Raw genomic sequence first — 13462 nt, 5'->3', positions numbered from 1 at the left:
TATCCACTTTCACTCCTTGCGCACAAGATCCGCCCAGACGTGGCCCCTTCTGCCTCCGCGCCGGAGGCGGGTGGCTATAGACACCTTTGGTGAGTGATCAACGGACAAACCGGCCCGCCATCGGCGCCATCGGAGTGTGTGACATCACGCCGCGGGCGGGAACCTTCCATGGTTTCGCCGGCGCCGGACGGAAGCGTCCGAAGGGCCGGGCTGACATCCTGGGTTCATGAGCCCTGAAGAACCGCCGCTGCGTCCCCTGCTGGTCGTCGACGCGGCCAACGTCGTGGGATCGGTGCCGGACGGCTGGTGGCGCGACCGGCGGGGGGCCGCCGAGCGGTTGCGCGACCGGCTCGCCGCGACCGGGGGCCCGGCCGACGGCCCCTACCCGGGCCCGTACGAGATTGTCCTGGTCGTCGAGGGTCGCGCCCGGGGAGTCTCCTCCGTTCCCGGCGTGCGGGTCGACGAGGCCCCCGGCAGCGGCGACGACCTGATCGCCGAACTGGCCCGGGACGCGAAGGGCCGGCCGTGCCTGGTGGTCACGGCCGACCGCGAACTGCGCCGACGGGTGGAGGAGACGGGCGCCCGCTGCACGGGCCCGCGCAGTCTCCCCGAGACGCCCGCCTGAAGCCCCTCCCGCGATGGGCCACCCCGCCGGAGTCAGGCGAGCCCGAGGGACGTGACCTTCACCGGTTCCGTGCCGGTGGCACTGTGTCGTTCGGCCCAGGTCTCCAGGGCCGTGCGGCAGGCGTGGTCGAGGTGGTGCAGGCCGGACAGGTCGAGTTCCACCGGGCGGTCCTGGGGGAGCGCCTCCAGGCTGTCCAGTATCTTCGGCAGCCGCAGGAAGGTCGCGTTGCCCGACAGGTAGGCCTGGATCGGGCCCGCGCCCTTGTCGATGACCTCAAGCCTGACGTGCGACGTCTCCCAGGCGGTCTTGACCACGGACAGGGCGAGACCGATCAGCACGCCCTCGAACATGTTCACCGTGACGATCGCCACGGCCGTGACCACCAGGATCAGCGCCTCGCCCCGGTGCCCCCGCCACAGCGATACGACCCCGCGGAAGGGGATCAGCTTCCAGCCCGCGTGGACCAGGATGCCGGCGAGCGCGGGCAGCGGGATCAGGGCCAGCGCCCAGGGCAGCAGCGCCGCGAACAGCAGCAGCCACACGCCGTGCAGGACCCGGGACGCCTTGGTCCTGGCGCCCGCCGCCACGTTGGCGGAGCTGCGCACGATGACCGCGGTCATCGGCAGGGCCCCGAGCACGCCGCAGACCGCGTTGCCCGCGCCCTGCGCCATGAGCTCCTTGTCGTACTCGGTGCGGGGGCCGTCGTGCAGCCGGTCCACCGCGGCCGCGCTGAACAGGCTCTCGGCGGAGGCGATCAGGGTGAACGCGAGGATCGTGCCCAGGACGGCCGGGTCCGCCAGCGCGCCGAGGGCGTCGGCGCCGGGCAGTTGGACGGAGCCGAGCAGGCCGTTCACCTCGACGGTGGCCACCGGCAGGCCGAACGCCGGGGCCGCCACCGTCGCCAGGATCACCGCGGCGAGGGCGCCCGGCACCGTCTGGGCCTTCTTCGGCAGCTTCTTCCACCCCACCATCACGGCGATGGTGCCCGCGCCGACCGCGAGCGAGGCCAGTGCCGCGGTACTGCCGAGCGCGTCGACGGTGGCCCCGGGCAGCCCCAGGATCTTGTCGATGCCGGAGACGGGAGCCTTCAGGCCGGCCGCCGCATACAGCTGACCGGCAATGATCACCAGACCGATTCCGGCCAGCATGCCCTCGACGACGGCGACGGAGATCGCGCGGAACCAACGCCCCAGCTTCAGGGCGCCCATGACGAGCTGGAGCAGCCCCGCGGCCAGCACGATCACACCGAGCACGGGAAGTCCGAACTCGCTGACGGCCTCGAAGACCAGCACGGTCAGTCCGGCCGCGGGGCCGGACACCTGCAGGCTGCTGCCGCGCAGGAGACCCGTGACGATGCCACCCACGATGCCGGTGACGAGTCCGAGTTCGGCCGGGACACCGGAGGCGACGGCGACACCCACGCAGAGGGGGAGGGCGACGAGGAACACGACGAGTGAGGCGGCGAAGTCCTGTCGTAAGTAAGGGAATTTGGTCATGGCGGGCGCCCTCACAGGGCTTCGAAGGTGTCGGTGTCCGCGCGGTGTTCGCGTACGGCTCCGGTGTGCACCTCGTAGTACCAGCCGTGCAGGCTCAGCCGCCCCGACGCCAGCCGCTTGTCGACGCAGGGGTAGGAACGCAGCCGCAGCAGCTGCGTCAGGACGTGATGCCGTACGGCCTCCGCGACCGTCGGATCGGCCGGGTCCGCGCACGCGGGCTCCTCCGCGGCGTGCGCGAGCCAGTCGCGCACCGCGGGGACGGCGTCGAGGTCGTCGCCCCGCACCACCGCGCCGACGGCGCCGCAGTGCGAGTGGCCGCAGACCACGATGTGCTGGACGCCGAGGACCTCCACGGCGTACTCGATGGTGGCGGCCTCGCCGGTCGGGATGCCGGAGCCGTACGGCGGGACGATGTTGCCGGCCGTACGCAGCTCGAACAGCTGGCCGGGCTTGGCGCCGGTGATCAGGGCGGGTACGACCCGGGAGTCGGCGCAGGTGATGAACAGGACCTCGGGGGACTGGCCTTCGGCCAGTCTGGCGAACTCCTCAGGGCGCTGTCCGAACGTGCGGGCGTTGTCGATGAGGGGTTGCATGGTGTGGTGACTCCTCCTGGCGCGTCGTGGGGGCGCGTCGGGTGTGCAGGGCAGGTGCGTGGGGCGGTGGGGCTGCTCTGCTGATCAACAGGGGGACGCCTGGACGCCGGAGGGGGCAGCTCGATGCGTATGACGTCCGCTGCCTTCCTCCAGACATTCGCAAGGTCTAGAGAGCCCCAACAGTTGGTCAACAACCGGTCAAGGTCGACGATAACTCGGCAGAGCTGTGCGCGGAGTTAACTGAACGTTACGGCTGGAAGTGAGCCCGAAAACCCTCGGATTGTTGACGCGGATCGACCCTTGAACGGTGCGCGACGGTGGTGTATACGGCGTGCTGGTCGCCGCTGCGGTGCCCCGGACCGCACCGCCCCCGTCAGGAGCGGGGGAGCCGGCCGGTCGTCCGCTCGATCCAGCCGAGGTAGGAACCGACGCGGGTGTTCACGGCGGGCGTGTCGGTGGCGCACTCCCTGCCGTAGGACACCAGGCCGACGACGTGCGGGCGCCCCGCGACCGTGCGGACCAGGGGGCCGCCGGAGTCGAACTGGCAGGTGTCACGGCCGGGGCTGTAGGTGCAGATCTGGGTGGGGGTGACCTGCTCCATGCCCCGGCTCGCGCAGGCCGGGTTGCTCATGGTGCGCAGGGCCACGGTCCGCAGGACGTCGGAAGAGGGCCCGCCGAACGAGGTGGTGCCCCAGCCCGGGACCTCGACCTGGGTGCCGTCGGGCGATCCGTGGGCGTACGAGGTGGGCAGGCCGACCGGACGGACGTCACGGCTGAGGGCGACCGGCTCGGAGAGCCGGACGAGAGCGATGTCGTTCCGCTGGGTCTCCGGGTCGTACTCCGGGTGCGGGAGGAACCGGTCGGGCGTCACCAGGACCGCGTGCGGGCTGTCGGCCCCGGTCGTGAGGTCGTGGTCGCCGAGGAGCACGCCCACGCGTGCGGGGCTGCTGTAGGAGCCGGTCAGACAGTGCGCGGCGGTGAGGACGTACCGGTCGCCGATCAGCGCGCCGCCGCACATCACCCGGCGCTCGACCGTGTCCACGAGTCCCGCCATGAAGGGGTACTGGTGGGGCCGCGCCTCCTGTCCACCGACGACCGCCCGCGCGGGCGGCGCCACGCCGAGCGGGCACACCGCCAGCACCGCGCCCACGACCGCCGCCATGGCCTGCCTCGCCCGTCCCACTTGATCTCCGCACCGTCGACGCCGTGGTTCCCGGCCGTCCGTGGTGCGGAGACGTTTCCGCACGTCCGTCCCGGCCCGCGTGGGCATCAACGACGCGGGCCGGGTCAGGTCACTTGATCACGGGGCCGGACAGGTGTCCGCCACCGCGCGGGCGTACGGGCTGCTCAGGAGCCCTGTCCGTACGTAAGGGGTGAACCCGGCCAAAGGGCACTCTCCGGGGAAACGACGGGTGACAAGTGCGGTGGTCCGGTTGTCAGCGCCGCGTGCTTAGCTGGAGGGCATGACGGAAGACTTCATCGAGCACGTCCTCGGCGGCCGTACGTCCGAGGTGGAGGAGGCGGTCCGCAAGGCGGCCGCCGTCGAGATCATGCCGCGTTTCCGGCAGCTCGCCGCCCACGACATCGTCGAGAAGAACGGGCCGCACGACCTGGTCACCGTCGCCGACCGGGCCGCCGAGGCCCATCTCGCCGCCTCCCTGACCGCCCTGCTGCCCGGCTCGGTGGTCGTCGGTGAGGAGGCCGTGCACGCCGACCCCACGGTCTACGAGGCGCTGCGCGGCGACGCCCCCGTCTGGATCGTCGACCCCGTCGACGGCACCCGCCAGTTCGTGCACGGCGACCCCAATTTCTGCACCCTCGTCGCCCTCGCGCGGCACGGCGAGCTGCTCGCCTCCTGGACCTTCGCGCCCGCCCTCGACGAGTTCGCCGTCGCCGTACGGGGCAGGGGTGCCACCCTCAACGGGCAGCCTCTGCACGCCGGTTCCCCCGCGCCCGGCGCGGTGCTCCAGGTCGCGGCCTCGCACCCCGACTACACCACACCGGACCAGAAGCGCGCCCTGCTCGGCCTGGCCACCGAAGGCGTCGCCCCCCGCCCCTGTGGCTCCGCCGGACTCGAGTACCTGGCCGTGGCACGCGGCGCGCTCGACGCCACCGCATTCTCCTGGGAGTACGCCTGGGACCACGCGGCCGGACTGCTGCTGGTGACCGAGGCGGGCGGCGCGCACATGACCGTCGCCGGGGAACCGTTCCGTATCACCGGAGGGAACGCGCTGCCGTTCACCGCGGCCAGGGACACGGCCACCGCCGACCGTGTCCTGACCCTCCTGAGGGGTCGTTAAGACCCGTCGGGCCACAGGAATATCCTGAGGCCCCAGGCCATCGGCTGACGAAGGAGTCCAAGGTGTCGAAGGTGACGTCGATGCTCGATGCCGTCGTCGTGGGCGCGGGGCCCAACGGACTGACCGCGGCCGTCGAACTGGCCCGCCGCGGCCTCTCCGTGGCCGTCTTCGAGGCCAGACCCACCGTCGGCGGCGGCGCCAGGACCGAGGAGCTCACCCTCCCGGGCTTCCGGCACGACCCCTGCTCCGCGGTCCACCCCCTCGGTGCCGGATCACCGGTCTTCAAGACCATGCCACTGGAGCGGTACGGGCTCCACTGGCTCCACCCCGAACTGCCCATGGCCCACCCCTGGGACGACGGCACCGCCGCCGTCCTCGCCCGCTCCGTCGCCGAGACCGCCGCCTCCTTCGGCCCGCGCGACGCGGGGGCGTACCGCAGGCTCGTCGCACCCTTCCGCGACAAGTGGGACACCCTCGCCCGGGACTTCATGCAGCTGCCGCTCACCGCGCTGCCCCGCGACCCGGTCACCCTCGCCCGCTTCGGTCTCGCCGGACTGCCGCCCTCCACCTGGCTGATGCGCCGCTTCCAGGACGAGAAGGCCCGCGGGCTCTTCGCAGGCCTCGTCGGCCACGTCATGGCCCCGCTCGGCGGCTTCGCCACCGGCGCCGTCGGCCTGGTCTTCGCGCTCGCCGCCCACGCCGGCGGCTGGCCCCTTCCCCGGGGCGGCTCCCAGTCGATCTCCGACGCCCTCACCGCGTACCTCAAGGACCTCGGGGGCGCCGTCCACACCGACTTCGAGGTCAAGCGCCTCGACGACCTGCCACCCGCCCGCGCCTACGTCTTCGACACCTCGCCCACGGCCCTCGCGAGGATCGCCGGTTTCGGCGGTCACTTCGACCACTACCGGTACGGCGCGAGCGTCTTCAAGATCGACTACGCCCTGGACGGGCCCGTGCCGTGGACCGCCGAGGAACCCCGCCGCGCCGGCACCGTCCAGATCGGCCCCTCCGCCGGAGAGATCGGCACCGCCCTGCGCCAGGCCTCCTCCGGCACCGCCCCCGACGCCCCCTTCCTCATCACCGCCCAGCCCAGCCTCGTCGACCCGTCCCGCGCCCCCGACGGCAAGCACGTGTTCTGGGCGTACGGGCACGTGCCGAACGGCTGGCGAGGCGACCTCACCGAAGCCATCGAGCGTCAGATCGAGCGCTTCGCCCCGGGCTTCCGCGACCGAGTCCTCGCCCGCGCCACCGCGGGCCCGGCCGAACTCGCCGCCCACAACGCCAACTACGTCGGCGGCGACATCGCCTGCGGCGCCGCCCGCGGCCTCCAGCTCCTGCTGCGCCCCACCCTCTCGCTCCGCCCCTACGCCACCCCGCACCCGGCGATCTTCCTCTGCTCCGCCGCCACCCCGCCCGGCCCCGGCGTGCACGGCATGTCCGGCCACAACGCGGCGAAGGCGGTATGGCGCCGGTTGCGAGAATAGGTCCGTCGCGAAAATAGACTGACCCCATGGCGAAGTACTTCGACGTGCACCCCGACAACCCCCAGCCGCGCACCATCGGTGCGGTGGCCGACTCCATCCGGAACGGGGCGCTCATCGCGTACCCGACCGACTCCTGCTACGCGCTCGGCAGCCGTCTCGGCAGCCGCGACGGCATCACCCGCATCCGGACGATCCGCGACCTCGACGACCGGCACCACTTCACGCTCATGTGCCAGAACTTCGCCCAGCTGGGCCAGCTCGTGCACATCGACAACGACGTCTTCCGCGCGGTCAAGGCGGCGACCCCCGGCGCGTACACCTTCATCCTGCCGGCGACGAAGGAGGTGCCTCGGCAGCTGCTCCACCCCAAGAAGAAGACCGTCGGCGTCCGCATCCCCGACCACGTCGTCACGCAGGCCCTCCTCGCCGAACTCGGCGAACCGCTGCTCTCCAGCACCCTGCTCCTGCCCGACGAGGCGGAGCCGCTCACCCAGGGCTGGGAGATCAAGGAGCGGCTCGACCACCAGGTGGACGCCGTGCTCGACTCCGGCGACTGCGGGACCGAACCCACCACGGTCGTCGACTTCTCCAGCGGGGAGCCCGAGATCCTGCGCCGCGGGGCGGGGGACACCACCCGCTTCGAGTAGGGGGCGGGAGGCCGTCCCACCGGCCCCGGGGAGAGGTCCACCGTCCCCGGGAGGCCCGCCGGGCCCCGGGGGAAGGTCAACCGGCCTTGGGGGAGGGTCCACCGGTCCCGAGGCGGCCCTTTCCCCGCCGGCCGGGGGAGTCGTACGGTCGGGTGACGCCCGTTCGCGATCACCACGGAGGACCCGGCCGCATGATCGTCATCGCCCATGTCAGCGACATCCACATCGACGGCGAGCAGCGCGCCACCGACCGCACCCGCGCCGTCCTGCGGTACCTGGAGGAGCTGCCGTACGACCTGGCGGCCGTGCTCGTCACCGGGGACATCGCCGACCACGGCACCCACGACGAGTACGCGGAGGCGCGGCGGCTCCTGAGCTCCCGTCACCCGCTGCTCGTCTGCCCCGGCAACCACGACGACCGCGCCGCCTTCCGGAAGGGCCTGCTCCACGCGAAGGCCGGGGAGGCCGCGGAGGCCGGTGCGCGCCCGTACGCCCCCGTCAACCAGGTACTCCGGGGCGAGGGCTTCGTCATCGCCGTCTGCGACTCGTCCGTCCCCGGCGAGCACCAGGGCCTCCTGGAGGACGAGACCCTGGACTGGCTCGACGGCGTCCTCGCCGGGACCCCGCACGAGGTGCCCGTCCTGGTCGCCTTCCACCACCCGCCGGTACCGCTGCACACCCCGTACGTGGACGAGATCCGGCAGTTCGGCGAGGAGCGGCTCGCCGCGCTCGCCGACCGCCACCCCCACCTCACGGCCTTCCTCGCCGGCCACGCGCACACGGCCGCCGCCACGACCTTCGCCGGACGCCCGCTGCTCGTCGCCCCCGGTGTCGTCTCCACCCTCCGGCTGCCCTGGGAGAACCCGGGCCCGGACAGCCCGCACGTCCACCTCGATCCGCCGCCCGCCCTCGCCTTCCACATCCTCGGCGAGGACGGCAGGCTGACCACCCACTATCGGACGGTCACCGCCTGAGGCGAGGACCCGGCAGCGGACGATCATGTCGTTTTCTCGCCAGCCCGAGCGCCGTCCATCCCCGATCCTTGAACCATGCACACCGACACCGAGCGCTGCGTGCGGGCCGTCCAGTCGAAGGACGCCCGCTTCGACGGCGTGTTCTTCACCGCCGTCCGCACCACCCGGATCTACTGCCGACCCAGCTGCCCGGTCGTCCCGCCCAAGCCCGAGAACATGGAGTTCCACGCCAGCGCCGCCTCCTGCCAGCGCGCCGGCTTCCGGGCCTGCAAGCGGTGTCGGCCCGACACCAGCCCCGGCTCGCCCGAGTGGAACGTCCGCGCCGACGCCGTCGCCCGTGCCGTGCGGCTCATCCAGGACGGGATCGTCGACCGGGAGGGCGTCCCCGGGCTCGCCCGCCGGCTCGGCTGGTCCACCCGTCAGATCGAACGCCAGCTCCTCGCCGAACTGGGCGCCGGACCCCTCGCCCTCGCCCGCGCCCAGCGCGCCCAGACCGCCCGGGTCCTCATCGAGACGACCCCGATGCCCATGGGCGAGATCGCCTTCGCGGCCGGATTCTCCTCCATCCGCACCTTCAACGACACCGTCCGCGAGGTCTTCGCCCTCACCCCCGGCGAGCTCCGCGCCCGCGCCGCCCGGCCCGCCCCCGACCGGACCCCCACCCCCGGGGTGATCAGCCTCCGGCTCCCCTTCCGCGCCCCCCTGGAACCCTCCAACCTCTTCGGCCACCTCGCCGCGACCGCCGTCCCCGGCGTGGAGGAGTGGCGCGACGGCGCCTACCGGCGGACGCTGACCCTGCCGTACGGACACGGCATCGTCGCCCTCGCCCCGCGCGCCGACCACATCGCCTGCCGCCTCTCCCTGACCGACCCCCGCGACCTCACCCACGCGATCAGCCGCTGCCGCCGCCTCCTCGACCTCGACGCCGACCCCGTCGCCGTCGACGAACGGCTCCGCGCCGACCCGCTGCTCGCGCCGATCGTCGACAAGGCACCCGGCCGCCGGGTGCCAGGGACCGTCGACCCCGCCGAGTTCGCGGTACGGGCCGTCCTCGGCCAGCAGGTGTCCACCGCCGCCGCCCGCACCCACGCGGCCCGGCTCGTCACCGCGTACGGCACACCCGTCGACGACCCCGAAGGCGGCCTCACCCACCTCTTCCCGGGCCCCGAGGCGCTCGCCGCCCTCGACCCCGAAGCTCTCGCCCTGCCCCGCAGCCGCCGCACCACCCTCCTCACCCTGGCCGGGGCCCTCGCCGACGGCTCGCTCACCCTCGGCCCCGCCGACGACCGCGAGGACGCCCGCGCCCGGCTGCTCGCCCTGCCCGGATTCGGCCCCTGGACCACCGAGATCATCGCCATGCGGGCGCTCGGCGATCCCGATGCCTTCCTTCCCGGAGACCTCGGCGTCCGTCGCGCCGCCGTGGGACTCGGACTGCCGGGCACCCCGGCCGCGTTGACCGTCCGCGCGGCCCACTGGCGCCCCTGGCGCGCCTACGCCGTCCAGTACCTTTGGGCGACCGACGACCACCCGATCAACTACCTGCCCAGCGAAGGAAACTGAACCGCCATGGCCCCCACCGTCCGGCACACCGTCGTGGACAGCCCGTACGAGCCGCTGACCCTCGTCGCCGTCGACGGCGTCCTCAGCCGCCTCTATATGACGGGACAGCGCCACCGCCCGCCGGAGGAGACGTTCGGCGAGCCCGACCCGCGCCCGTTCGGCGAGGCGATCCGCCAGCTCGACGCCTACTTCGCCAACGAACTCACCGAGTTCGACCTGCCGTTGAGCATGACCGGCACCCCGTTCCAGATGCGGGTCTGGGAGCAGCTGCTCCGTATCCCGTACGGGGAGACCCGGACGTACGGCGAACTCGCCGAGGAGCTGGGCAACGCCGGCGCCTCCCGGGCGGTGGGCCTCGCCAACGGCAAGAACCCCGTCAGCATCATCGTCCCCTGCCACCGGGTGATCGGCGCCGGCGGCAGCCTCACCGGATACGGCGGCGGGCTCGACCGCAAGCAGCGGCTGCTCGCCTTCGAGTCGGGTGCGGCGGAACCGGTGGGCCTCTTCTGAGTGAGGTGTTAGGTTCCCGCCATGGCCAAGGTGAATATCGCGCTCGACGCCGAACTCGTCGTGGAAGTCATGGTCCTGGCCGGTGTGGGCAACCCCCAGGACGCCGTCGAGGCGGTGGTACGGGACTACATCGCCCGCGGACACCGCACCGAGGCGCGAGCCGTCAGCCGGGACGAGGCAGGGCGCACCGGTGAGCTGGTCCCACCGGAGCCCCCGCAGGGCTGACCGGCCGGGTTCCCGGGCCCGGGTGGAACACCACCACCAGCGGCCCGGGCCTGTCAGCGTTCGTCCCCCGGCGGCTCCGCGTCACCGCGCCCCTTCGCCAGCCGGCGCAGCCTGTGGTGGCGGGAACCGCCCTGCTCGCTGATCGCCTCGCCGACCAGGGCCCGTACCGCGTCCCCGAGGCCGTGCAGCGCGTGGTGCCGGACCGGACCCGCCCCCGGATCCTCCCGCAGGTCCTTCAGGAGCGCCCAGCACAGCGCCAGCATCACCACCACGAACGGCAGCGCCACCAGGATCGTCGCCGTCTGGAGCGAGTTCAGACCGCCCACGACGAGGAGCACCGCCGCCACGGCGGCCATCAGGACGCCCCAGGTGACCACGAGCCAGGTCGGCGGATGGAGCGAGCCGCGGCTCGTCAGCGAACCCATCACGAGCGAGGCCGAGTCCGCGCTGGTGATGAAGTACGTCATCACCAGGAGCATCGCCAGGACCGACGTGACCGTGCCGATCGGCAGCGCCTCCAGCATCGCGAACAGCGAGGCCTCCGCGCCGTCCCCCACCGCCGCCGCCAGGTCCGCCGCGCCCGTGGACCCCATCCGGATCGCCGTACCGCCCCTCACGCAGAACCACACCACCGTCGCGCCGGAGGGCACGAGCAGCACGCCCATCAGGAACTCCCGGATCGTTCCGGAAGCCCGCGTACGCCAGGGCGAGCCCCGCGATGCCGTAGATCGCCCACGGGGTCAGCGTTCAGTGGAAGAACGAATACTCCATGGCGGTACGGGCCGCCGCACCGGTCCCGGCCGGAGCGCCGCTCGCCGGGGGAGGGCTCAGGAAATGCGTCAGCGGCTCCCCTACCCCGTAGAACATCAGACCGATGCCCATGCCGGCGCTGAACATCATCGCGATCCACGCCAGGTTCGTGAACTCGGGCTCCGAGTCGTCCGCGCCCAGCCTGATCCGGCCGAACCGGCTCAGGGCGATCACCACGCACAGGACGAGGAAGGTGTCCGCGGCGACCACGAAGAGCCAGGTGAAGTTGGACAGAACCCATTCCAGGGCGGCGGACGAGGCGCTGTCGCACGAGTCCTCGCCGAGCGCCGCCCAGGCGACCGCCGCGACGACGGCCGCGATCCCGATCCCGATGACCTTGCCATCGGGCGCGTACCGATCCGGCTCCGTTTGATCGATCGGTTCCGTACTCACGAGCCCCCTATGGTGCGGAATATCGTCTTATCCGGGGGTGGCACGCCGTCCGGGGGTACGGATAGGGTCGGCCTCGGCGCGACTGCACGTTCGAAAGCAAGGGATGCAAGGTGACGGACGGGGCAGCAACTCAGGTCGCTCACGTACTCGTGGCGGCTGACAAGTTCAAGGGTTCGCTCACGGCCGTACAGGTCGCGGAGCGGGTCACGGCAGGACTGCGACGGGTCATCCCGGAGCTCCAGGTGGAGACGCTGCCCGTCGCGGACGGCGGCGACGGCACCGTCGCGGCAGCCGTCGCGGCCGGATTCGAGCGCCGCGAGGTGCGGGTGACGGGGCCGCTCGGCGAGCCGGTCACCGCCGCCTTCGCGCTGCGCGACACCACCGCGGTCGTCGAGATGGCCGAGGCCTCCGGCCTCCAGCTCCTCCCGTCCGGCGTGTTCGCCCCGCTGACCGCGACGACGTACGGCTCCGGCGAGCTGCTCCGCGCGGCCCTCGACGCGGGCGCGACCACCCTCGTCTTCGGCGTCGGCGGCAGCGCCACCACGGATGGCGGCGCGGGCATGCTCGCCGCGCTCGGCGCCCGTTTCCTCGACGCGTCCGGCGCCCCTGTGGGCCCGGGTGGCGCGGCCCTCGCCGACCTGGCCACGGCCGACCTCACGGGACTCGACCCCCGCTTCGCCTCCGTCGACCTGATCCTCGCGAGCGATGTCGACAACCCGCTCACCGGGCCCAAGGGCGCCCCCGCCGTCTACGGGCCGCAGAAGGGCGCCACCCCGGACGACGTCCGCACCCTGGACGCGGCCCTCGCCCACTTCGCCACCGTTCTGGAGAAGGCCATCGGCCCCAAGGCCGCCGAGGCGGCGGTCGCGCCCGGCGCGGGGGGCGCGGGGGGCATCGGCTACGGCGCGCTCATCCTCGGCGCGAGCTTCCGGCCCGGCATCGAGCTGATGCTGGAGGTCCTCGGCTTCGCCCCTGCCCTGGAGCGCGCCACCCTCGTCATCACCGGCGAGGGGTCCCTCGACGAGCAGACCCTCCACGGCAAGGCCCCGGCGGGGGTCGCCGCGGCGGCGCGTGCCGCGGGCAAGGAGGTCGTCGCGGTCTGCGGCCGCCTGGCCCTGCTCCCCGAGGCCCTGGGCAAGGCGGGCATCCGGCGCGCGTACCCGCTCACGGCGCTGGAACCGGACCCGGCGAAGTCCATGGCGAACGCGGGCCCGCTCCTGGAAGACGTGGCGTCATCAATCGCCCAGGACTTCCTGTCGTAGGACGCACCGCCCACGTCCGGCCCGCACCCGCCGGTTCGGAAGCACGCCGGGCCGGCAGGCTCCCCGCCCCGGTCTGGGCGTGCGCCGGCCCGCAGGCAGCCGCCCCGGGGCGGGCGTGCGGCACGCCCGCCGTCAGCCGGTTTGTGGGCATGCGTTCCGCCGGGGCGGAACGGGTGGGCACAAGCCGACCACCGGCCCGCACACGGGTACGGTCCTCGTGGGCACCGGACCGCAGGGGGCGGAGGCGCCGCCAAGGGCGCCGTCCCGTTGTGCCCACCCGTCCCGCCCTGGGGGTCCCCCCGGACGGCGTCTGGGGGAGGGACGATTGCCCACAACGGGGGGCGACGGTCCCGGCGGCGTGAAGCTGCCGCAGGCATGGCGAGGGTGGCGTAGGGGCCAGGGCGGCCCCGGCCCTCGGCGGGCGCGAGGGCGGCGTAGGCCCCAGGCCGCAGGCACGGCGGGCGTGGCGTAGGCCCCAGGGCGGCCCCAGCCCTCGGCGGGCGCGCATGCGGCGCAGGCCCCAGCGGCCCAACCCCGGCCCGTGCATGCGGTGCAGGCCCCAGCGCCCAACCCCGGCCCGCGC

At 73.2% G+C, this 13462-nt stretch carries 12 protein-coding genes and 1 pseudogene; 9 read left to right on the top strand and 4 right to left on the bottom strand.

Translation table 11 applies throughout. From position 1 onward, the window contains the following. Positions 1-226: 226 nt before the first annotated feature. Positions 227-625: an NTP pyrophosphohydrolase gene (locus ACIRB7_RS16400; RefSeq protein WP_403598335.1), complete on the top strand. Its 399-nt coding sequence runs from the start codon at positions 227-229 to the stop codon at positions 623-625. Between the two features lie 32 nt (positions 626-657). On the opposite strand, the gene ACIRB7_RS16395 is transcribed toward ACIRB7_RS16400, so the two are convergent. The 3 genes from ACIRB7_RS16395 to ACIRB7_RS16385 form a co-directional block, all read right to left on the bottom strand. Then, positions 658-2121 (bottom strand): SulP family inorganic anion transporter, encoded by a 1464-nt coding sequence (locus tag ACIRB7_RS16395; RefSeq protein ID WP_403598333.1) that lies wholly within the window; start codon positions 2119-2121, stop codon positions 658-660. Positions 2122-2132: 11 nt separating this feature from the next. Continuing rightward, positions 2133-2714 (bottom strand): carbonic anhydrase, encoded by a 582-nt coding sequence (locus ACIRB7_RS16390; RefSeq protein ID WP_403598330.1) that lies wholly within the window; start codon positions 2712-2714, stop codon positions 2133-2135. A 373-nt stretch (positions 2715-3087) separates the two neighbouring features. Next, positions 3088-3897 (bottom strand): serine protease, encoded by an 810-nt coding sequence (locus tag ACIRB7_RS16385; RefSeq protein ID WP_403598327.1) that lies wholly within the window; start codon positions 3895-3897, stop codon positions 3088-3090. 280 nt (positions 3898-4177) lie between these two features. Between ACIRB7_RS16385 and ACIRB7_RS16380 the strand changes: the two genes are divergently transcribed. The 7 genes from ACIRB7_RS16380 (at position 4178) to ACIRB7_RS16350 (ending at position 10414) form a co-directional block, all read left to right on the top strand. Then, complete coding sequence (locus ACIRB7_RS16380; protein ID WP_403598325.1) at positions 4178-5014, top strand: inositol monophosphatase family protein; 837 nt, start codon at positions 4178-4180, stop codon at positions 5012-5014. A gap of 71 nt (positions 5015-5085) precedes the next feature. Next, positions 5086-6498: a phytoene desaturase family protein gene (locus tag ACIRB7_RS16375; protein ID WP_403598849.1), complete on the top strand. Its 1413-nt coding sequence runs from the start codon at positions 5086-5088 to the stop codon at positions 6496-6498. A 26-nt stretch (positions 6499-6524) separates the two neighbouring features. Then, positions 6525-7145: an L-threonylcarbamoyladenylate synthase gene (locus ACIRB7_RS16370; RefSeq protein WP_403598322.1), complete on the top strand. Its 621-nt coding sequence runs from the start codon at positions 6525-6527 to the stop codon at positions 7143-7145. A 191-nt stretch (positions 7146-7336) separates the two neighbouring features. Next, positions 7337-8119, top strand: coding sequence for a metallophosphoesterase (locus ACIRB7_RS16365; protein ID WP_403598319.1), 783 nt, complete (start codon positions 7337-7339; stop codon positions 8117-8119). Positions 8120-8194: 75 nt separating this feature from the next. Further along, positions 8195-9679 carry an AlkA N-terminal domain-containing protein gene (locus ACIRB7_RS16360; protein ID WP_403598316.1) on the top strand — a complete coding sequence of 495 codons (1485 nt, stop codon included), beginning with the start codon at positions 8195-8197 and terminating at the stop codon, positions 9677-9679. Positions 9680-9685: 6 nt separating this feature from the next. Continuing rightward, on the top strand, positions 9686-10189 hold the full coding sequence (locus ACIRB7_RS16355; RefSeq protein WP_351211627.1) for a methylated-DNA--[protein]-cysteine S-methyltransferase: 504 nt from the start codon (positions 9686-9688) through the stop codon (positions 10187-10189). Between the two features lie 21 nt (positions 10190-10210). Further along, a complete protein-coding gene (locus ACIRB7_RS16350; protein ID WP_351211629.1) occupies positions 10211-10414 on the top strand; it encodes a type II toxin-antitoxin system VapB family antitoxin in 204 nt (67 codons plus the stop codon). A 53-nt stretch (positions 10415-10467) separates the two neighbouring features. Here the strand turns inward: ACIRB7_RS16350 and ACIRB7_RS16345 are convergent. After that, positions 10468-11617: pseudogene (locus ACIRB7_RS16345) on the bottom strand (BCCT family transporter). 110 nt (positions 11618-11727) lie between these two features. On the opposite strand from ACIRB7_RS16345, the gene ACIRB7_RS16340 reads away from it, so the two are divergent. Continuing rightward, entirely contained in the window at positions 11728-12879 is a 1152-nt protein-coding gene (locus ACIRB7_RS16340; RefSeq protein ID WP_403598312.1) for a glycerate kinase, read from the top strand. Positions 12880-13462 lie beyond the last annotated feature (583 nt).

The organism is Streptomyces sp. NPDC093795 (assembly GCF_044764665.1).
GTDB lineage: Bacteria > Actinomycetota > Actinomycetes > Streptomycetales > Streptomycetaceae > Streptomyces.
The sequence above is the reverse complement of the archived record's forward strand: the minus strand, read 5'-3'. Positions and strand labels throughout refer to the sequence as shown.